At 63.2% G+C, this 18,677-nt stretch carries 20 protein-coding genes and 1 tRNA gene; 11 read left to right on the top strand and 10 right to left on the bottom strand.

The window, feature by feature from the left end; translation table 11 throughout:
- The first annotated feature begins 1 nt into the window (after position 1).
- Positions 2-223, top strand: coding sequence for a 50S ribosomal protein L31 (gene rpmE, locus ACGYK9_RS12955; RefSeq protein WP_067262252.1), 222 nt, complete (start codon positions 2-4; stop codon positions 221-223).
- A gap of 173 nt (positions 224-396) precedes the next feature.
- Here rpmE and ACGYK9_RS12950 read toward each other — a convergent pair whose 3' ends face one another.
- Positions 397-1,071, bottom strand: a complete 675-nt coding sequence (locus ACGYK9_RS12950; RefSeq protein ID WP_209216530.1) for a hypothetical protein — start codon at positions 1,069-1,071, stop codon at positions 397-399.
- 233 nt (positions 1,072-1,304) lie between these two features.
- On the opposite strand from ACGYK9_RS12950, the gene ACGYK9_RS12945 reads away from it, so the two are divergent.
- Entirely contained in the window at positions 1,305-2,114 is an 810-nt protein-coding gene (locus tag ACGYK9_RS12945) for a division plane positioning ATPase MipZ (RefSeq protein WP_271688345.1), read from the top strand.
- Positions 2,115-2,116: 2 nt separating this feature from the next.
- On the opposite strand, the gene ACGYK9_RS12940 is transcribed toward ACGYK9_RS12945, so the two are convergent.
- Both ACGYK9_RS12940 and ACGYK9_RS12935 read right to left on the bottom strand, forming a co-directional pair.
- The gene (locus tag ACGYK9_RS12940) at positions 2,117-3,001 is read right to left on the bottom strand and encodes a DMT family transporter (protein ID WP_394411303.1); all 885 of its coding nucleotides are present in this window, start codon (positions 2,999-3,001) and stop codon (positions 2,117-2,119) included.
- Positions 3,002-3,027: 26 nt separating this feature from the next.
- Positions 3,028-3,477, bottom strand: coding sequence for a MarR family winged helix-turn-helix transcriptional regulator (locus ACGYK9_RS12935; RefSeq protein ID WP_394411300.1), 450 nt, complete (start codon positions 3,475-3,477; stop codon positions 3,028-3,030).
- Between the two features lie 66 nt (positions 3,478-3,543).
- On the opposite strand from ACGYK9_RS12935, the gene hmgA reads away from it, so the two are divergent.
- The 7 genes from hmgA (at position 3,544) to ACGYK9_RS12900 (ending at position 11,151) form a co-directional block, all read left to right on the top strand.
- Positions 3,544-4,905 (top strand): homogentisate 1,2-dioxygenase, encoded by a 1,362-nt coding sequence (hmgA, locus tag ACGYK9_RS12930; protein WP_394411297.1) that lies wholly within the window; start codon positions 3,544-3,546, stop codon positions 4,903-4,905.
- 23 nt (positions 4,906-4,928) lie between these two features.
- Positions 4,929-6,182, top strand: coding sequence for a fumarylacetoacetase (gene fahA / locus ACGYK9_RS12925; protein WP_394411294.1), 1,254 nt, complete (start codon positions 4,929-4,931; stop codon positions 6,180-6,182).
- Between the two features lie 46 nt (positions 6,183-6,228).
- Positions 6,229-7,179: an MBL fold metallo-hydrolase gene (locus ACGYK9_RS12920; protein WP_394411291.1), complete on the top strand. Its 951-nt coding sequence runs from the start codon at positions 6,229-6,231 to the stop codon at positions 7,177-7,179.
- Positions 7,179-7,433: a hypothetical protein gene (locus ACGYK9_RS12915; RefSeq protein ID WP_394411288.1), complete on the top strand. Its 255-nt coding sequence runs from the start codon at positions 7,179-7,181 to the stop codon at positions 7,431-7,433. The genes ACGYK9_RS12920 and ACGYK9_RS12915 overlap by 1 nt, the downstream gene beginning before the upstream one ends.
- A 10-nt stretch (positions 7,434-7,443) precedes the next feature.
- Positions 7,444-9,051 (top strand): FAD-dependent oxidoreductase, encoded by a 1,608-nt coding sequence (locus ACGYK9_RS12910; RefSeq protein WP_394411285.1) that lies wholly within the window; start codon positions 7,444-7,446, stop codon positions 9,049-9,051.
- A complete protein-coding gene (locus ACGYK9_RS12905; RefSeq protein WP_394411282.1) occupies positions 9,048-9,236 on the top strand; it encodes a DUF2783 domain-containing protein in 189 nt (62 codons plus the stop codon). The genes ACGYK9_RS12910 and ACGYK9_RS12905 overlap by 4 nt, the downstream gene beginning before the upstream one ends.
- A 235-nt stretch (positions 9,237-9,471) precedes the next feature.
- Positions 9,472-11,151, top strand: coding sequence for an ABC transporter substrate-binding protein (locus ACGYK9_RS12900; RefSeq protein ID WP_394411279.1), 1,680 nt, complete (start codon positions 9,472-9,474; stop codon positions 11,149-11,151).
- Between the two features lie 68 nt (positions 11,152-11,219).
- Here the strand turns inward: ACGYK9_RS12900 and ACGYK9_RS12895 are convergent, their stop codons facing one another.
- The 7 genes from ACGYK9_RS12895 to clpS form a co-directional block, all read right to left on the bottom strand.
- Positions 11,220-12,155: an acetamidase/formamidase family protein gene (locus ACGYK9_RS12895; RefSeq protein WP_394411276.1), complete on the bottom strand. Its 936-nt coding sequence runs from the start codon at positions 12,153-12,155 to the stop codon at positions 11,220-11,222.
- A complete protein-coding gene (locus tag ACGYK9_RS12890; RefSeq protein ID WP_394411273.1) occupies positions 12,152-13,120 on the bottom strand; it encodes a Gfo/Idh/MocA family protein in 969 nt (322 codons plus the stop codon). Before ACGYK9_RS12890 ends, ACGYK9_RS12895 begins: the two co-directional genes overlap by 4 nt.
- 75 nt (positions 13,121-13,195) lie before the next feature.
- Positions 13,196-13,627, bottom strand: a complete 432-nt coding sequence (locus ACGYK9_RS12885; RefSeq protein ID WP_067268618.1) for a thioesterase family protein — start codon at positions 13,625-13,627, stop codon at positions 13,196-13,198.
- A 136-nt stretch (positions 13,628-13,763) separates the two neighbouring features.
- Positions 13,764-13,840, bottom strand: a tRNA-Met gene (locus tag ACGYK9_RS12880).
- Positions 13,841-13,929: 89 nt separating this feature from the next.
- Positions 13,930-14,730 carry an SDR family NAD(P)-dependent oxidoreductase gene (locus tag ACGYK9_RS12875; protein ID WP_394411270.1) on the bottom strand — a complete coding sequence of 267 codons (801 nt, stop codon included), beginning with the start codon at positions 14,728-14,730 and terminating at the stop codon, positions 13,930-13,932.
- Between the two features lie 19 nt (positions 14,731-14,749).
- A complete protein-coding gene (locus ACGYK9_RS12870) occupies positions 14,750-15,742 on the bottom strand; it encodes a class I SAM-dependent methyltransferase (protein ID WP_271688356.1) in 993 nt (330 codons plus the stop codon).
- 3 nt (positions 15,743-15,745) lie between these two features.
- A complete protein-coding gene (gene clpS / locus ACGYK9_RS12865; protein ID WP_067268646.1) occupies positions 15,746-16,069 on the bottom strand; it encodes an ATP-dependent Clp protease adapter ClpS in 324 nt (107 codons plus the stop codon).
- 156 nt (positions 16,070-16,225) lie between these two features.
- On the opposite strand from clpS, the gene ACGYK9_RS12860 reads away from it, so the two are divergent.
- Entirely contained in the window at positions 16,226-16,933 is a 708-nt protein-coding gene (locus ACGYK9_RS12860; protein WP_394411267.1) for an HAD family hydrolase, read from the top strand.
- A 263-nt stretch (positions 16,934-17,196) separates the two neighbouring features.
- Positions 17,197-18,660: a D-alanyl-D-alanine carboxypeptidase family protein gene (locus ACGYK9_RS12855; protein ID WP_394411264.1), complete on the top strand. Its 1,464-nt coding sequence runs from the start codon at positions 17,197-17,199 to the stop codon at positions 18,658-18,660.
- The last annotated feature ends 17 nt before the right edge of the window (positions 18,661-18,677 follow it).

The following is an 18,677-nucleotide window of genomic DNA, read 5'->3' as shown; positions in this document are numbered from 1 at the left end:
GATGAAAACCGATACACATCCCGAATACCACATCATCAACGTCAAGATGACCGACGGCACCGTTGTGGAAATGAAATCGACATGGGGCAAAGAAGGCGACCAGCTGTCGCTCGACATCGACCCCTCCGTGCACCCTGCCTGGACCGGCGGCACTGGCCGCATCATGGACACCGGCGGCCGCGTGTCGAAGTTCAAGAACAAATACGCAGGTCTGGGCTTCTAAGCCTTACCAACATTGCGAGATTAAGGCGCGGCCCCTGCGGGTCGCGCCTTTTGCGTTTTGGGGGATGGGTCCGAGACCGGGCGTGTTTGGCAGGCGGTGTGGAGGTATTTTCAAAAGGATGAAGTGGAAGGGGGTGCGCGCCGGAGGATAGCGGCGCGCGTGTCGGGGCCTGCTTAGAGGCGGCGTTCTTGTAGGGCGGCCTGGGCGCCGTAGCCGTGCAGGTGGGACAGTACCGCGCCATAGGCGATTAGCAGATAGGCGAGCAGTTCTGTGCCCTCTTGGACGGTGGTTTTGATTTGCGGGTCATAGGCCGCGCCCATGACGGCCTCCCACAGGGCGCCGGTGCCGAAAATCCGCGAGAAGAAGAGCAGCAGCACCACGCCGATATAGACGAATGTGGCGGAGCGGGTTTGCAGGTGGTGCAGCATGGGCAGCAGCGTGGTGCCGCGATTGCGCCATGCGATGAAGCTGCCCACCGCCAGTGTCACGAGGGCGGGGTAGATCCAAAACCCGTGTTGGATACGGTCCAGCGCGGCGTCATATTCGCGCAGGAACATGCAGGCGAAGAGCGTGGCCGCCAGCGTGAGATACCCCCGCATGCCCACATGTTGATAAGCGCCCATCATGAAAATCCCGGCCGCGATGGCCAACAGGGTGTTGTGCATATGTTCGGTCAGCGAGTCTTCGGTGACGCCCTCGCCCAGAACGGCCGTATCGAGGTAGACCGTCACCGGCACCAGCGCCACCAGCAGGCAAACCAGCGCGAATTCCGCGATCACCATGCCCAGAGACGGCAGCACGCCGCGGACTGTTGTCTGTTTCGATGTGGTGGGGTGGTGATCTGGCATGGGGAGGCCTTGCTTGAGCGGTTCGTTGGGGTGCGCGGCGCGCGGTAAGGCGCGGTGTTACACGGCGCCTGAAGCGGTGAAAATAGCGCAAATGTGCGCGATGTCCAAACGCGGCAGGGCTGCCACGGTCGGGCTGAACAAGCGGCCTCGCCACTTTCCAAAGGCGTGAACCCTACATATAGTGCGGCTCAACAATATCCTGTCTTGAAGGGCAGGCGCGAAGGGACAGCAGTATGGCGCATATTATCGTCGTCGGTAACGAAAAAGGCGGCGCGGGCAAATCAACCGTTTCCATGCATGTGGCGACGGCGCTGGCGCGGCTTGGCCATAAGGTCAGCGGCCTGGACCTCGACCTGCGGCAACGGACCTTTGGGCGCTATATCGAGAACCGCCGGGCCTTCATGCGCGAGTCCGGCCTGACGCTGGCCAGTCCGACGCTTTGCGAATTGCCGGATGTGGAGGCCAGCAGCCTGCGCCCCGGCGAGAACATGTATGACCATCGCCTCAGCGCCGCCGTGGCGGCGCTGGAGCCAGACAATGATTTCATTCTGATCGACTGCCCCGGATCGCACACGCGGCTCAGTCAGGTGGCCCATTCGCTGGCGGACACATTGATCACGCCGCTGAACGACAGTTTCATCGACTTTGATCTTTTGGCCCATATCGATGCCAATGGCGAAAAGATCACCGGCCCCTCCGTCTATTCCGAGATGGTTTGGAACGCGCGGCAGCTCAGGGCGCAGGCCGGGCTGTCGGCGATCGATTGGATCGTGGTGCGCAACCGTTTGGGCGCGCAGCGCATGGTCAACAAGGAGAAGATGGAGCGCGCGATCAACAACCTCAGCAAGCGGATCGGGTTCCGCACCGCGCCGGGGTTCAATGAGCGGGTGATCTTTCGGGAGCTTTTCCCGCGCGGTCTGACCTTGCTGGACCTCAAGGATATTGGCGTGAAACAGCTCAATATCTCGAACATCGCCGCGCGGCAGGAGTTGCGTGAGCTGATCAAGGCGTTGGAGTTGCCGGGCGTCAGCCCCGACTTTTGATCCTAGTGGCGCGGCAGCGGGGGCACGACCCGGCGGCGGCGCGACAGGGCGATGAGGTTCGACAGGAACAGCGCGCCCACGACGATCCCCCCGCCGATCAACGCATAGATCCCTGGGTCTTCGCCCAGCACCGCCCAGACCAGCAGCGGCGCCAGCACGGATTCCAACAAAACGAGCAGGCCCACTTCCGCACTTGAAATATAGCGCGGGCCAAGCGCGATGAGCCCGGCGCTGGCAGCCATGAACGCCGCGTAGAGCAGCATCTGCGGCAGTTCTGCGGTGGGCATGTGCAGCGGCTGCGCCACGGGCAGCAGCACCGCCCCGGCCAGCAGATAGGCCAATGCCACCGCGGGCACCATCGACACTGCGCGCGCATGGCGCGCCGCTGTCAGCGCTCCGGCGAAGATGGCCGAGATCGACAGGGCCAGCAGATCGCCCGCGCGCGAGGCATTCTCGGTCTCGCCCGAGCCGAAGGCGATCACGGCCAAGCCAGCGAGCACCGCCGCGATGGTAAAGAACATGCGGCGGCTGATCGGCTCGCCCAGAAAGACCCGACTATAGATCGCGGCAAAGACTGGCAGCGAGGCGAGGATGAAGACCACATTCGCGACCGAGGTCAGGCGCACGGCCAGCACGAAGCCGACCCCGGCGCAGGCCACGCCGCCGATGTAGATCGCGCTCGCCCATCCGGCGCGGCTGAGGGCGCGGAAGGGGGCGGTGCCTTGGGCCAGCAGCAGGCCCGCGCCGATCGCCATGCCCACGAGGGTCACCTTCCAAAAGGCAAGCGTCAGCATCGGCGCGTCGATGACGCGCACGAAAAGCGCTTCGGGAACGATGCACATCACCCCAAGAAAGGTGAGCAAGAGGCCTTTGGTCTGATCGGTCATGCGCCATCGGTGGCGGTTTCTACGGGCTAAGTAAAGCCCCCCTGCCCCACATCCGACAGCTTGAGCAGCGCCCGCCGCAGCACCGCCGCCTCGGCAGGGTCGAGCGCATCCATCAGCGCGGCATTGTAGCGCTGCGCCACGGCGCGCAGATCGTCATAGGCCGCTTGGCCCTGTCGGGTCAGCGACAGATGCTCCACCCGCCGATCCTCTGGATCGCGGCTGCGGGTGACGAAGCGGCGCTCGGTCAGGCGGTGCACGGCGCGGCTGATCTTGGTCTTATGCATCCGCGCGCGCTGGCCGATCTCGCTTGCCGTGAGTTGCCCATAGAGGCCGAGGTGGAACAAGACCCGCCATTCGGTGCGCAGCATGCCATAGCGGCTTTTGTAGATCTGCTGAAACTCGAGCGATGACGCCTCCGCCGCTTGGTTCAGCAGGTAGGGCAGGAAAAACTGAAGCTGAAAGTCACCGTCCGCCATGCTGCGCCGCTTGTTAGTTACAACTCCAACTATTACGCTTGTAACAGATTCTGCAAGGGGGCACAGATGACCAGCAAGTCCAAGCCATCGACGATGACAACCGCGGCCACCACATCGGGCACGCATCCGGGCTATATGCCGGGTTTCGGCAATGATTTCGAAACCGAAGCCCTGCCCGGCGCCCTGCCGCAGGGCATGAACTCCCCGCAGAAATGCAACTACGGCCTCTATGGCGAACAGCTGTCCGGCACGGCTTTTACCGCCCCCTCTCATCAGAACGAGCGTACGTGGTGCTACCGCATCCGGCCTTCGGTCAAACATTCGTCGCGCTACACGCGGATCGACCTGCCCTATTGGAAGTCTGCACCGCATCAGCCGCAGGATGTAACCAGTCTTGGCCAATACCGCTGGGATCCGGTGCCGCATTCCGACTTGCCGCTGACTTGGCTGACCGGCATGCGCACGATGACCACGGCGGGGGATGTGAATACGCAAGTCGGCATGGCGAGCCATATCTATCTGGTGACCGAGAGCATGGTGGACAGCTATTTCTACTCTGCCGACAGCGAGCTTTTGATCGTCCCGCAGGAGGGCTGCTTGCGCTTTTGCACCGAGCTGGGTGTCATGGACGTCGCCCCGCAGGAGATCGCCATCATCCCGCGCGGGTTGGTCTACCGTGTCGAAGTGCTGGACGGCCCCGCGCGCGGCTTTGTCTGCGAGAACTACGGCCAGAAGTTCCATCTGCCAGCACGCGGCCCGATCGGCGCCAACTGCATGGCGAACCCGCGTGATTTCAAAACCCCCGTGGCGGCTTTCGAGGACCGCGAGGTGCCCTCCACCGTCACCATCAAGTGGTGCGGGCAGTTCCATGAGACCCAGATCGGGCATTCGCCGCTCGACGTGGTTGCATGGCACGGCAATTATGCGCCGGTGAAATACGACCTGAACACCTATTGCCCCGTGGGCGCGGTGCTGTTCGACCACCCAGACCCGTCGATCTTTACCGTGCTGACCGCGCCCTCGGGCGTGGAGGGCACCGCCAATATCGACTTCGTGCTGTTCCGCGACCGCTGGATGGTGGCCGAGGATACATTCCGCCCGCCGTGGTATCACAAGAACATCATGTCCGAGCTGATGGGCAATATCCACGGTCAGTACGACGCCAAGCCCAAGGGCTTCGTTCCCGGGGGCATGAGCCTGCACAATATGATGCTGCCGCATGGGCCGGACCGGAACGCATTCGAGGGCGCGTCGAATGCCGAGTTGGCACCCCATAAACTCGACAACACGATGTCCTTCATGTTCGAGACCCGCTTCCCGCAGCATCTGACCGAATTCGCCGCCCGCGAAGCGCCATTGCAGGACGATTACATCGACTGCTGGGAAAGCCTTGAGAAGAAATTCGACGGCACCCCGGGCAAGAAGTGACCGCTGTCCGCGAAAGGACCAATATGACCCTGATGACCTCTTGGGTGGAGAGCGCCAATTCGGCCACCACCGATTTCCCGCTGAACAACCTGCCCTACGGCGTCTTTTCGACCAATCAGCTTGAGGCGCGCTGCGGCGTGGCCATCGGCGATCAGATCGTGGACATGGCCGCGCTGGAGGAAGAGGGGCTGATCACCCTCGCCGAAGAGCCGGTGTTCGATGTGCCCTATTGGAACGATGTGATGGACCTTGGCCCCACGGCTTGGGCTTCCTTGCGCTCCCGGCTGATCGAACTCCTCAGCGCTGATGCACCGGATCAGGCGGCTGTGGCGCCCCATCTGGTGCCGATGGGCGCAGCACAGTTGCACATGCCGATGATGGTTTCCGAATACACGGATTTCTACGCGGGCAAGCATCACGCCACGAATGTCGGCACCATGTTTCGCGGAGCCGAGAACGCGCTGCCGCCGAATTGGCTGCACATCCCCATCGGCTATAATGGCCGCGCCTCCACCGTCGTCGTCTCGGGGACCGAGATCACGCGGCCCAACGGCCAGCTGAAAGCCCCCAAGGCCGAAGCGCCGCATTTCGGCCCCTGCCAGAAGCTCGATATCGAGTTGGAGATGGGCGCGATCGTCGGCACCTCGACCGAAATGGGCCAGCTGATCCGCATCGACGCGGCGGATGAGATGATCTTTGGCTATGTCCTGCTGAACGACTGGTCGGCGCGGGACATTCAGGCGTGGGAATACCAACCCCTCGGCCCGTTTCAGGCCAAGGCCTTCGCCACGTCAATATCCCCGTGGATCGTGACCCGTGACGCGCTTGAGCCGTTCCGCACTTCGACGCCAGAGCGTGAGAAAGACTTGCTGCCCTACCTGCGCGAAAGCAAACCGGGTCTCTATGATATCGACCTTTCCGTGACGCTCCAGCCCGAGGGCGGCGAGGCCGAGGAGATCGCCCGCACCAACTACCGCGAGATGTATTACTCCGCCGCCCAGCAGTTGACGCATCACGCCTCCTCCGGCTGCGCGATGAACGCGGGCGATCTGCTCGGCTCCGGTACGATCTCCGGCCCCGAGAAATCGCAGCGCGGGTCGCTGCTGGAACTGTCATGGGGCGGCAAGGAGCCGATCACCCTCGCAGACGGCAGCACCCGCAGCTTTGTCGAAGATGGCGACACGCTGACCCTCACCGGCCACGCGCAGGGCGATGGCTTTCGCGTGGGCTTTGGCAGCTGCACCGGCAAGGTCCGCCCGGCAATCGACTTTTCCTGAACAAGCCGCGCATCCGCGCCGGCGAAGCAAGACAGAAGGACAACACATGGCCAAGCAATTCGCATCCCAAGGCGACATGACCGAAAAGGAAATCTCCTTTACCGAGGTGGGCGAGGGCCTCTACGCCTTTACCGCCGAGGGCGACCCGAACTCGGGCGTGATCATCGGCGACGACAGCGTGATGATCATCGAAGCACAGGCGACACCGCGACTGGCGAATAAGGTCATCGAATGCGTCCGCTCGGTCACCGACAAGCCGATCAGCCATCTGGTGCTGACCCATTACCACGCCGTGCGCGTGCTCGGGGCCTCCGCCTTCGGTGCCTCGCAGATCATCATGTCCGAGAAGGCCCGCGCCATGGTCGCCGAACGCGGGCAAGAGGATTGGGACAGCGAATTCGAGCGGTTTCCCCGTCTCTTCGAAGGTCATGAGAGCATCCCCGGGCTGACGTGGCCCACCACCACCTTCAACGGGCGGATGAGCGTCTATCTCGGCAAACGCCGGGTCGACATCATGCAGTTGGGTCGCGCCCATACGGCGGGCGACGCGGTGATCTATGTGCCCGATCAGAACGTCATGTTCACCGGTGACATCGTCGAATATCACTCCGCCTGCTACTGCGGCGATGGGCATTTCCACGACTGGCCCGCCACGCTGGAACGCATCCGCGCCTTTGACCTCGACGCCATTGCGCCGGGCCGCGGGGACGCGCTGGTGGGGCGCGAGATGGTCAATGCCGCGATTGACAGCACCGCCGATTTCGTCCGCTCCACCTACCGCCCGGCGGCCCGCGTGGCCCTGCGTGGCGGCACCTTGAAAGAGGCATGGGACGCCGTGCGCGCCGAATGCGACCCCAAGTTCGGCGACTATGCGATCTATGAGCATTGCCTGCCCTTCAACGTCGCCCGCGCCTATGACGAGGCGCTGGACATTGACACGCCGCGCATCTGGACGGCGGCGCGCGACAAAGAGATGTGGGAGGCGCTGTCGGACTGATGTCCCTGTCCGCGCTTCTTCCTGCCCTGATTGTTTTTGCGCTGGCGCTCTGGTTCTATCTGGTCTTCGCGCTGGTGATGGAGCACCGCCGCCATGCGGCGCGCCGAAGCGGGCAGCCCTACGCCGGGCTGCGCGACACGGCGCAGGTCTGGTCAAAGATGCTGCGCGCGCCCGAGCACCGCGGTGCGCGCCGCCGGGTGACGCTGGTGACGCTGGCCTTGCTGGCTCTGCTGCTCCTGCGCGCCTTTCTCTGAGGATACCGCCATGGCCTATGCCTACACCCCCTTCCCCTACAGCCCCCCACCCGGCCTGACCGCGCCCGAGCCGCGGCACCCGGTGGTGATCGTAGGCGCTGGCCCTATTGGCCTGTCGATGGCCGTGGACTTGGCCCTGCGCGGGGTCAAATCGGTCGTGTTGGATGACAACAATGTCGTCTCCCTCGGCTCGCGCGCGATCTGCTGGGCGAAACGGACGCTGGAGATTTTCGACAGGCTCGGCATCGGTGAGCGGATGTTGAAAAAGGGCGTGACATGGAAAGTGGGCCGTCAGTTTCACGGGGAACAGGAGGTCTATAACTTCGACCTGCTGCCCGAGCGGGGGCATAAATATCCGGCCTTCGTGAACCTTCAGCAATATTATATCGAAGAGTATCTCATTGAGCGCGCGCGGGATTTCCCCGATCTGATCGACCTGCGTTTTCTCAACAAGGTCACCGATCACAAGGGCCACGCCGACCATGTTGAGCTGACGGTCGAGACGCCGGATGGCCCCTACCGGCTTGAGACCGACTGGTACATCGCCTGCGATGGCGCAGGCTCGGCCACGCGCAAACGGATGAACCTGCCATTCGAGGGGCAGACCTTTGACGAACATTTCCTCATCGCCGATGTGGAGATGGAGACTTCCCCCTTCGGCGACCATGACACGCCCGAGCGGTGGTTCTGGTTCGCCCCGCCCTTTCACAACGGCCAATCCGCGCTGCTGCACAAACAGCCCGACAACATCTACCGCATCGACCTGCAACTGGGGCCAGAGACCGACCCAAAAGCCGAAGCGACGGAGGGAAAGGTCGTCCCCCGCCTGAAACAGATGCTGGGCGATGCGCCGTTCCGGCTGGATTGGATGAGCGTCTATAAGTTCCGCTGCGCGCGGCTGGAGAGGTTCGTGCATGACCGCGTCGTCTTTGTCGGCGACAGCGCCCATGTGGTCAGCCCCTTCGGGGCGCGGGGCGGCAATGGCGGGGTGCAGGATGTCGACAACCTTGGCTGGAAACTGGCGGCTGTGGTGCAGGGCGAAGCGCCGCCAAGCCTGATCGAGAGCTATGACATCGAACGCGGCCATGGCGCGGACGAAAACATGCGCAACTCCGCCCGCGCGACCAATTTCATGACGCCGAAATCCCCCATCGAGACCCTGTTTCGCAACGAGGTGCTGACCCTCGCAGCAAAGCACCCTTTCGCGCGCAAACTGATCAACTCCGGCCGGCTGTCGCAGCCCTGCACGCTGGCCCATAGCCCGCTGCAAACCGCAGGCGACGCCCCCCTGCGCCCCGGCAGCGCATTGATCGACGCGCCGTTGGTCGGGCCTGCGGGCGATTGCTGGCTGTTGGGTGCGGTTCAGGGCCAGTTCACCCTGCTCGCCGTGGGCGAGATCACCGCCCCCGCCCTCCCCGGCCTTGCCCGGATCGGCATCGATCAATCCCATGATGCTTACCCCTGCTTTCAGGGCAAGGACAGCCAGGCGCAGCGGCGCTATGGCAGCGGTTTCCTCTATCTGCTGCGCCCCGATGGCCATGTCTGCGCGGTCTTCGACCAGCCTGACAGCGCCGCGATTGCCCGCGCCTTTGACCGTGCGAAAGGAGCCACCGCATGATCCTTGAAGACAACCTCGGCGCCGAGGGCGACAGCGTCTATGCCGCCCTTATGGCCGCCCATGAAGGGCTGACCGAGGATGAAAGCCACGCCCTCAACGCCCGATTGGTTCTGATGCTGGCCAATGAACTCGGCGACCCGGCGCGGCTTGCGGCGCTTTTCAAAGCCGCGCGCGATCTGGCCTAACCCGCCAGCCTCACAGCACTTTTCCCCCACGCCCGCGCTTGCCGGGCCGCTTTCCTGCGCTAGCTTGCTGCTCAACTTCCCGCGACAGGCTTGACGCAACGCGCCTGATCGGCAGACTAAACACCCCACGCCCACCTCAAGAGGCGACAAAAGCAGGTCAACTGCATCACCTGCCCCACCGTGAAAAGTGGGGGTCCGCGATGGCCCGGCCAACGCACCAACAGAGAGGAAAATCATGGAATTTTTGACACGCACCGGAAAACCGCTGCCGCAATCCGTGCTGACATCAGCCGAGAACGCCAAGAAAGACCCCGTCAGCAGACGCGAGTTTCTGGCGATTGCGAGCGCCTTCGGGGCCACGTCCGCCACAGCGTACGGGATGCTTGGCATGGCCGCGCCTGCGCGTGCGGCGGCCCATGCCAACCTCAAGGAAGGCGGCACCGTGCGGATGCAGATGGAGGTGCGTGCCCTGAAAGACCCGCGCACCTATGACTGGTCGCAGATCGCCAACTTCAGCCGCGGCTGGCTGGAATACCTCGCCATCTGGGAGAATGACGGCACCTTCACCCCCGGCCTGCTGGAAAGCTGGGAGATCAACGACGACGCCACCGAATACACGCTGAACGTCCGAAAGGGCGTGACATGGAACGACGGCACCGCCTTCACCGCGCAGGACGTGGCACGCAACATCGAAGGCTGGTGCGACAAGTCGCTCGAAGGCAACTCCATGGCGGGCCGTTTCGCCACACTGGTGGATGAGGAAACCGGCAAGGCCGTCGAGGGCGCAATCGAGGTGGTGGATGACCACACCGTCAAGCTCACGCTGCCCAAATCCGACATCACGCTGATCCCCGGCATGGCCGACTACCCCGCCGCCATCACGCCCGAAGGGTTCGACCCCGACACGATGCTGGAAAACCCGAAAGGCACCGGCCCCTACCTGCCCGAGTCGCTCGAAGTGGGCGTGAAAAGCGTGCTGGTGAAGAACCCCGATCACACATGGTGGGGCAGTGAGGTCTTCGGCGGGCCCTACATCGACCGACTGGAATATATCGACTACGGCACCGATCCTTCCGCATGGATCGCCGCAGCCGAGGCCGAAGAGGTTGACGCTTTCTACTCCATGGAAGGCGAATATATCGACGTGATGAGCACGCTTGACGGCTGGGTCGAGAATGAGATCGCCACGGCGGCGACCATCGTGATCCGCCCCAACCAATTGGCCGAAGTCGATGGCATGAAACCCTATGAAGACAAGCGCGTGCGCAACGCGCTGCAACTTGCGGTCGACAATGCGGTTCTACTGGAACTGGGCTATGCCGGGCGCGGGATTGTGGCCGAGAACCACCACGTCGGCCCGATGCATCCCGAATACGCTGAAGTCGAGCCGCCCAAGACCGACCCCGAAGCCGCCCGCGCGCTGATGGAAGAGGCGGGCATGGCGGACTACGAGCATGAGCTCTTCTCGATCGACGATGCATGGCGCAAAGACACTACCGATGCCGTGGCAGCCCAGCTGCGTGACGCGGGCATCAAGGTCAAACGCACCATCCTGCCCGGCTCGACCTTCTGGAACGACTGGGTGAAATATCCCTTCTCCTCCACCAACTGGAACGCGCGGCCTCTGGGCGTGCAGATCTGGGCGCTGGCCTATCGCTCGGGCGAGGCGTGGAACGAGTTCGGCTATGCCAGCCCTGAGTTCGACGCCCTGCTGTCAGAGGCGCTGGCAACGGCGGATGTCGAAGCGCGCCGCGAGATCATGGCGAAGGGTGAGAAGATGCTGCAAGACGATGGCGTCACGATCCAGCCCTACTGGCGTTCGCTTTACAACCACACCCGCGAGGGGCTGGTGGGTGCCGCGCATCACATCGGGTTCGAATATCACCCGGCCCGGATGGCTTGGGCGGAGGAGTGATCTGCCGCTAAGTAGACACGCGAAAGGGCCGCAGCGATGCGGCCCTTTTTCTTGGCGCAGAGGCTCAGTTAACCGCCGATCAACTCTTTCGCCATCATCATATGCACGCCCTTCTCGCGGTTCACCGTCTGGGTGATCCGCAGATCACCGGCCAGCGAACAGAGCACATAGGCATCCTCGCGGCTGATCCCCGCGCGTGCTGAGACCAATGTGATCATCTCGCGCAGGGCCATCTCCGCGCAGCGGTCGAGGTCGGTGGCCATGCCCATCGTGATCACATGGCTCGGCGTTTCGGCCTGCGGATAGCTAAGCGCGCGGTCCTTCAACACAGTCAGACGGAAGCGGCCCTGTAGCGCCGTCTCAATCGCCGTGACGCAAACCTCACCATCGCCCTGCGCACCATGCCCGTCCCCGCAGGAAAACAGCGCCCCTTCGTTGAAGACCGGCAAGTAGAGCGTGCTGCCCGCCACCAGCTCTTTGTTGTCCAGATTGCCGCCATGTTTGCGCGGCTCGATGGTGGCGATCCGGCCCCATTCGGGCGGCGGTGCCACGGCCATCACGCCAAAGAACGGGGCCAAGGGCAGTTCCAGCCCCCAAGGCAGCCGAGCGACGCCCCGCTCTGCATCCAGCGGGATGTTGCTGTGATAGGTCTCGGGGAAATCCTGCGGCAGCGTGCCCGCCAAGGGGCGGATGAAGTTATACCCCCAGTCCTGCCGCAGCGCGACATCAAGGATTTCGACCTTCAGCACATCGCCGGGCATCGCGCCTTCGACGGCGACCGGCCCGGTCAGGATATGGCCCGGCATCGGCGGCGGGCCTGCCTTGTGGATGTCGTAGAGTTCGGGCGGGACGTGGAAGCCCTCGGGCGGCAGGCAATTGGGCGCGCCAGAGACGGTGTTGATGATCACCTCTTCGCCGCTTTGGATGGTCAGCGCAGGCGGGCGGCTGGCCTCGAAATAGCCCCAATGGCAGGTCTCGGGCGATGACTGCAACGTGGCGGTCATGACTGCGCTCCTCCATTGGCCAAGATGCCTTCGATAAGCTCCTGCACCCGCAGAGCCTCCTCTGGTGTGGCCAGACGGCTGGTCTTGCCCGCCATCAGCAGCGCCATGTCATCGAGTTGCGCCTTGAGGCTGGTCGCCCGGGTGTCGGCAGGGCTGGTGTTGGTCGGCGCGAATGCCTCTCCGGTCGAGACGGTGTCGATAGAGAATTCCGAGATGCGGCGGCTGGCTTTCGCGCCCTTCACCGTCACCTCCTGCCGGTCCGGCTGCGCGCCGCCGACAGAGCCTAGGATCGAAACCGGCAGGCCATCGGCATTTACCAATCGCGCCGCCACATGGGTCTCGCATAGCTTTGCGTCGGGGTATTCCGCATGGGCCCATTGCAGGGTCAGGGGCCCCAACACCCGCTCGCTCAGGAACAGGAAATGCGAGATCACCTCGCGCGTCATGCCCCCCTCAGCGGCAAAGCGCAGCCAATCGGCATCCACCTGCCACGCGCGGGGCCATGCCGGGTAGGTCACGATAATGTCGATGCCGCAAAGATCGCCGAGCGCGCCCTCTTGGATCGACCGCGTCAGATCGGTCAGCGCCGCCCCCGCCGCTTGGGTAAAGTTGACCGCCGCCGGAACGCCCGCGGCCTGCAACTCGGCCACCAAGGCGCGGCTCTCTGCAATGTCCACACCAAGGGGTTTTTCGAGGAAAATCGCCTTGCCCGCCGCCGCGACCTCAAGCGCATAGGCTTTGCGCGGCACCGGAGGGCAGGCAAGGTAAACGAGATCGACATCGGCCATCGCCTCGGACGCCGTGGCGGAGACAACCGCCTCCGGCGCGACCTCTTGCGCGGCGGCACAGGCCGCGGGGTCGGGATCCCACATGGTGGTGACCGTGAAGTCAGGGTGCAGCACCATGTTCTCGGCCATGCGCCGCCCCATGATCCCCAATCCGATTACCGCAGTCCTGATCGTCATCTTCGTCTCCCTCAATTTGCAGCGCGATAAGACGCTGCAATCGGGGGAACTTCAACTGCTCGCGGCGCAATTGCCTCAGGCGAGGTCGGCGCGGACCAAAGGTTTGATCACACGAGCCAATTCTTCGGGCGCGGATTGGCTTTTGAACACATCCGCGATGGTAAAGACGCAGGTGAAAGACCCTTCGAAACACAGCACCCCATTCTGCCGCGCCTTCATGCCGAAGGTGATGGACTTATTACCAAGCCGCGTCGGATAGGTTTCGCACATCAGCTTGTGCCGCGGGGTGACCGGGCTGCGAAAATCCATCGACAGGTTGACGAAAGGCGTGCCGATATTGCGGTCGATCTGAAGCTGAAACCAGCCGTCACCGTCAAAATGCGCCTCCCACCACGCGTTGATCGCATCCAATGCGAAATAGGGCAGCCGCGCGGTATAGGCGATCTGCGCCGGGTCACAATCGCCCCAAGTGACATTGATCTCGTGAACGAAGTTTTCCGTGGTCATAAGGCTGCTTTCATCTGCTCAAACCCGCGCGGGGCATGGGCTATCTTCTATCCCTTCCAGCCCCATGCGCAACCCAAGCGCGGCGCGCACGCAGCAGCGCTGACGCCGGATGTTCATCTGAAACAAAGGGGGGGGATGGTGGCGTTACCTGGATTTGAACCAGGGACCTAACGATTATGAGTCGTTCGCTCTAACCAACTGAGCTATAACGCCGTGGCGCGTCGGATAAGGCAGCTTGGCTTTGGGGTCAAGGGCGAAAACCGGATGATTTCACTTTTGCCGCAGAAAACTGCTGCCCGCCCTCAATGCGCGGGGGCCGAGACCACATCGAGCAGCGTGCGCCCGCCGTCGATGGTCATGATCTCGCCCGTCATGAAGCCCGAACTTTCAGCGGCGAGGAATTGCACCGCCTCGCAAAGCTCGTTCGGCCCGGCGATCCGGCCAAGCGGCGTATGCGCGCGGATGTCATCGCGCCAGTCGCGGTTTTCGGCCACGGCAGCGCGGAGGGACGCGCTCATCACCGAACCGAAAGAGATCGCATTCACGCGTATCCGATGCGGCGCCAGCACCAGCGCCAGAGAGCGGGTCATCTGCTGCACCGCCGCCGAGGCGATGGCATAGCCCATCATATCCGGCTGGTGGCGCTGTGCCGAGATGGAGCTAAGATTGATGATCGACCCCACCTGCCCCTCGGTCTGGCCCTCGGCTTGTTTGATCATCCGCCGCGCCACCTGCTGCGACAGTTGCAGCGCCGTCATCAGGTTTTGCTGCAACAGCGTCTCGACCGAGCCATCCTCCACATCCAGCGGATCGGTCGGCATCACCTGCCGCGAGGCATTCACAAGGATATCGACCTGATCATAGGCGTCGATCGTGGCCGAGACGAGGTTGGCGATGGTCAGCCGCTGGCGCAGATCACCGGCAAAGACGCGGATATTCCCGTCGTCCGGCGTGTCGCCCAGCTCTTCCATCAGCTTTTTCTCGTTGGAATCGGCGCACATGACATTGGCGCCCCGGTCGGCCAGATGCCGCGCGATGGCAAGGCCGATCCCGTCCGCCGCGCCGGTGATGATGGCTGTTTTACCAGAGATCGAGAATGACATCGGGATACCCCCTTAAGGCTCAGCGGCGCCGGGTCAGCGGGCGTGTAGCGTGGAACAGTTTGAACCGCGCGTCGCCTCCAAGCTCGGCCACCTGAGCAAAGCGTTTCTTCAGTTCCGCCTCATAGGGCAGATGCCGGTTGGCCACCATCCACAGATCGCCCTGCCCCGAGAGGATCCGCGCGGCAGCGGCGACAAAGGCCTGACCGATCTGCGGCTCAGCGGCGCGGCCTGTGTGGAAAGGCGGGTTCATCACCACGGTATCCATCCGGTGCGGCGGCTGCCATTCGGTGGCATCCTCCCAATGGAACACGGCGCGGTCATCGGTCACGTTATGGCGCGCGCATTCCAGCGCCATATGCCCGGCCTCGACCAAATGCACCGTCTTCACCTTGGGCCGCGTCAGAATATGCGCCGAGAGGAAGCCCCAGCCCGCCCCCAGATCGGCCACTTCAGCCCCGAGGTTATCGGGCAGCACGTCCACCAAAAGCGCCGAGGCCAGATCGACCCCATCGGCAGAGAACACCCCCGGCGCGGTCCAAAAACCGCCTTCGGTCTGGGCTGGGCCAGCCTCCCAATCGGTGAAAAAATCGCTCGCGCCCGCGTCGATCCAGTAAAGCTTACCATGCGCCTTGGAGATCGGCCCCTGCACCGTCACCCGCGCCCGCATCTCGCGCAGGATGGAATCCGCGCCATCGGTCTTTTGCCCGTCAACCACCACCGGCCCATCGCTCACAGCACAAGCTTGGGCGACCAAGGCGCGGGCCTCATGTTTGGCACGCGGCAGGCAGACGATGGCCGCAGCATAGCGCCCCTCGATCGAATGCGCCGCCTCATAGCCCCGCGCCGTCCATGCGTCATAGGCAGGTTTGAAATCGTGAATGATCTTGCAACGCTCGGGCGGAAGACCGGCCAGATCCGCATCCACGGGGGGCTGAAAGACAGCGATCACGCCAGTTTCAGGCAGGTCTAGCCCACCGCCGTTCAGGGCCAGTTCCAGTCGCGGATCAATCACGTGTTATTCTTCTTTTTCCATGGTGCATTGCAGCGGATGCTGGTGACGCCGGGCGAAATCCATCACCTGCGCGACTTTCGTCTCCGCGATCTCGTGGCTAAAGACGCCAACCACGGCCAGCCCCTTCTTGTGAACCGTCAACATGATCTCAAACGCCTGCGCGTGGTTCAGGCCAAAGAAACGTTCCAAGACATGCACCACGAATTCCATCGGGGTGAAATCGTCGTTCAGCAACATCACCTTGTAGAGCGGCGGGCGTTTGGTCTTGGGGCGGGTCTTGGTCAGCAACTCGCTGTCGTCGTCATCCTTGGGGCCGTCGGCCATCATCCACGCGCTCGGCGCGGACCGGCCTGCGGGCTGGATCGTCCAATCTGCTTTCACGTCGTCACGGTGCATTGCTGCTCCTGCGGCTGGGGGTAGAGCTTGTTCGTCGTGCAGCCGTCTATATAACCCCTGAACCAATTTAGGAAAGAGGCAGCACATATGGGCGGGGCACTCACCACCATCGGTTTCGATGCGGATGACACATTGTGGCATAATGAACGCTACTTTGCACTCTCTCACGACTGTTTTGCAGCCCTTCTGGCCGAACATAGTGAACGCGACCACCTGATGGCCCGGCTGCTGGAGGCCGAACGGCGCAATCTGCCGCATTACGGCTATGGGATCAAAGGCTTCACCCTGTCGATGATCGAGACCGCAATCGAGGTGACCGAGGGCAAAGTCCCCGCCGAGGTGATCAACGATCTGCTCGCCGCCGGGCGTGAAATGCTGGACCATCCCATCGAACTGCTGCCCCATGTCGAAGACGTGCTGGAAACCCTGCGCGGCGACTACCGGCTCATCGTGGTGACCAAAGGCGACCTGTTGGACCAAGAACGCAAACTGGCCCAATCGGGCCTGCGCGACAGGTTCGACGCGGTCGAAATCGTCTCTCACAAGACCGAAGCCGCCTATCGCCACATTTTTGAGCAGCACGGCCAAGGTGCCGAACGGGGGCTGATGGTTGGCAACTCGATGGCCTCCGACGTGCGCCCGATGATCGCGGCAGGCGGCTGGGGCGTCTATGTGCCTCACGACCTCACATGGGCAATGGAACATGCCGAAGCGCCAACCAATTCCCCCCGTTTCGCCGAGATCAGCGACCTCTCAGGCCTCCCAGAAACGATCGAAAAGATCGTGTCGGGGTGACTCGCCCCCGCGCCTGAGTCGTTCTGACACATCGCCGAAAATGCCGCACTGCGGGCCAATTTACGCCCAATTCTCGCCTTATTCGCGCTTATAGTGGGTTGATGTGTGCAAGCCTCTACATATTGGAGGAGAGATCCGCCCCTTTTTCCCCTGTTCACTGGATTCGACGGCTTCCGCGATGCGGCGTCCTATGCTAGCCTTGAACCAATTAATAAATGGTCAGCCAGAAATCGGCGGCCTGAGGCAGTAAAAGGCAGGCAAATATGAAGGCTCGGCGCATTCAGCCGGCCCGTTACGGGCTATTTCTATTCGCAGCACTCTGGGTTCTGGTTCTCCTGCCGCTCAGCGCGATCGCTGCCCCCTACGCCGCCTATGTCATCGACGCCCGCACCGGCAAAGAAATCCACGCCGAGAATGCCGATACCCGCCTGCACCCGGCTTCCCTGACCAAGATGATGACCCTCTATATCGCCTTCCAAGCGGTCGAACGGGGGGAAATCTCTCTCGACACCCAAGTGACGATCTCGAAAAATGCAGCCTCCGAGCCGCCCAGCAAATTGGGCATGCGCCCGGGCCAAAAGATCGCCCTACGCTATCTCATCCGCGCCGCCGCCGTGAAATCCGCCAATGATGCCGCCACCGCGATCGGCGAGGCCATCGGCGGCTCCGAGGCCGCCTTTGCCCGCCGGATGAACCGCACTGCCAAACAGCTTGGCATGACGCGCACCACGTTCAAAAACATGCACGGGCTGACCGAGAGCGGCCACCTCTCCACCGCCCGCGACATGACCCGGATGGGCCGCCACCTGCTCTATGATTACCCGCAATACTACAACCTCTTCTCACGCATCACCGCCGATGCAGGCGTGCGCAAGGTCTCCCATACGAATCGCCGGTTTCTAGGGTCTTACAAAGGGGCTGACGGCATCAAGACCGGCTACACCCGCGCCGCTGGCTTCAACCTCACCGCCTCGGCCGAACGGGGCAATGAGCGCATCATCGTGACCGTCTTCGGCGGCAAATCCACCGCCTCGCGCAACGCCAAAGTGGCCGAGCTTATGGACCTCGGCTTCCGCCGCGCGCCCTCCTCCGCGCCGCTGCGCAAACCGGTCCCGCCCGTCTATGCCGATGTGGAAACCGCCCCCGGCGCCGCAGGCAAAACGATCCGCCTCGTCGGCGCCGTCACCACCTCCAAACGCCCGCAACTGCGCCCCCGCAGCGACGTCGTGGTCGTGGCCACCGCCGCCGCGCCCGAGGCAACCAGCGTGGTCTCCAACAGCGATATCACAGCAGCCCTGCGCGAAGCGGTTGAAACGGCACCAACCCCGCCCGCCGCCGCGCCCACGCCAGAGGCCAATGAGGCCGAGGTCGTCATCGCCGCCGCCAAAGCCTCCCCCCGCCCCGAACCGCGCCCCAAGGACGTGACGCTGGCGGTACAACAGGCGGTAGAGCAAGAGATCGTGACCCGCGTCTCCACCTCCGGCGGGCGCCACTGGGGCGTGAACGTGGGCCGTTTCCCCAGCCGCTACGCCGCCGAGAAGGTCCTGCTGAAAACCGCACTGGCCGAAATGTCGACCCTCGATGGCACGCTGCGCAAAGTGGTGCGCCGCCCACAAGGCTTTGACGCGAACTTCCTCGGCATGTCCCGCGAAAGCGCCGACCTCGCCTGCCGCCGTCTGGCCGCGCGCAACGTCAGCTGCTTCATGATCGGCCCCAGCGAAAGCTAAACCACCATCGGGCGGCC

Origin of the sequence: Sulfitobacter sp. 1A15258 (genome assembly GCF_043557045.1) — a bacterium.
Lineage (GTDB): Bacteria > Pseudomonadota > Alphaproteobacteria > Rhodobacterales > Rhodobacteraceae > Sulfitobacter > Sulfitobacter faviae.
This window is presented reverse-complemented; position numbering and strand designations above follow the sequence as displayed.

Bases quoted from the DNA above. Each gene is read 5' to 3' on its own strand.
- rpmE (WP_067262252.1), top strand. From the start codon at position 2: ATGAAAACCGATACACATCCCGAATACCACATCATCAACGTCAAGATG.
- ACGYK9_RS12950 (WP_209216530.1), bottom strand. From the start codon at position 1,071: ATGCCAGATCACCACCCCACCACATCGAAACAGACAACAGTCCGCGGC.
- ACGYK9_RS12945 (WP_271688345.1), top strand. From the start codon at position 1,305: ATGGCGCATATTATCGTCGTCGGTAACGAAAAAGGCGGCGCGGGCAAA.
- ACGYK9_RS12940 (WP_394411303.1), bottom strand. From the start codon at position 3,001: ATGACCGATCAGACCAAAGGCCTCTTGCTCACCTTTCTTGGGGTGATG.
- ACGYK9_RS12935 (WP_394411300.1), bottom strand. From the start codon at position 3,477: ATGGCGGACGGTGACTTTCAGCTTCAGTTTTTCCTGCCCTACCTGCTG.
- hmgA (WP_394411297.1), top strand. From the start codon at position 3,544: ATGACCAGCAAGTCCAAGCCATCGACGATGACAACCGCGGCCACCACA.
- fahA (WP_394411294.1), top strand. From the start codon at position 4,929: ATGACCCTGATGACCTCTTGGGTGGAGAGCGCCAATTCGGCCACCACC.
- ACGYK9_RS12920 (WP_394411291.1), top strand. From the start codon at position 6,229: ATGGCCAAGCAATTCGCATCCCAAGGCGACATGACCGAAAAGGAAATC.
- ACGYK9_RS12915 (WP_394411288.1), top strand. From the start codon at position 7,179: ATGTCCCTGTCCGCGCTTCTTCCTGCCCTGATTGTTTTTGCGCTGGCG.
- ACGYK9_RS12910 (WP_394411285.1), top strand. From the start codon at position 7,444: ATGGCCTATGCCTACACCCCCTTCCCCTACAGCCCCCCACCCGGCCTG.
- ACGYK9_RS12905 (WP_394411282.1), top strand. From the start codon at position 9,048: ATGATCCTTGAAGACAACCTCGGCGCCGAGGGCGACAGCGTCTATGCC.
- ACGYK9_RS12900 (WP_394411279.1), top strand. From the start codon at position 9,472: ATGGAATTTTTGACACGCACCGGAAAACCGCTGCCGCAATCCGTGCTG.
- ACGYK9_RS12895 (WP_394411276.1), bottom strand. From the start codon at position 12,155: ATGACCGCCACGTTGCAGTCATCGCCCGAGACCTGCCATTGGGGCTAT.
- ACGYK9_RS12890 (WP_394411273.1), bottom strand. From the start codon at position 13,120: ATGACGATCAGGACTGCGGTAATCGGATTGGGGATCATGGGGCGGCGC.
- ACGYK9_RS12885 (WP_067268618.1), bottom strand. From the start codon at position 13,627: ATGACCACGGAAAACTTCGTTCACGAGATCAATGTCACTTGGGGCGAT.
- ACGYK9_RS12875 (WP_394411270.1), bottom strand. From the start codon at position 14,730: ATGTCATTCTCGATCTCTGGTAAAACAGCCATCATCACCGGCGCGGCG.
- clpS (WP_067268646.1), bottom strand. From the start codon at position 16,069: ATGATGGCCGACGGCCCCAAGGATGACGACGACAGCGAGTTGCTGACC.
- ACGYK9_RS12860 (WP_394411267.1), top strand. From the start codon at position 16,226: ATGGGCGGGGCACTCACCACCATCGGTTTCGATGCGGATGACACATTG.
- ACGYK9_RS12855 (WP_394411264.1), top strand. From the start codon at position 17,197: ATGAAGGCTCGGCGCATTCAGCCGGCCCGTTACGGGCTATTTCTATTC.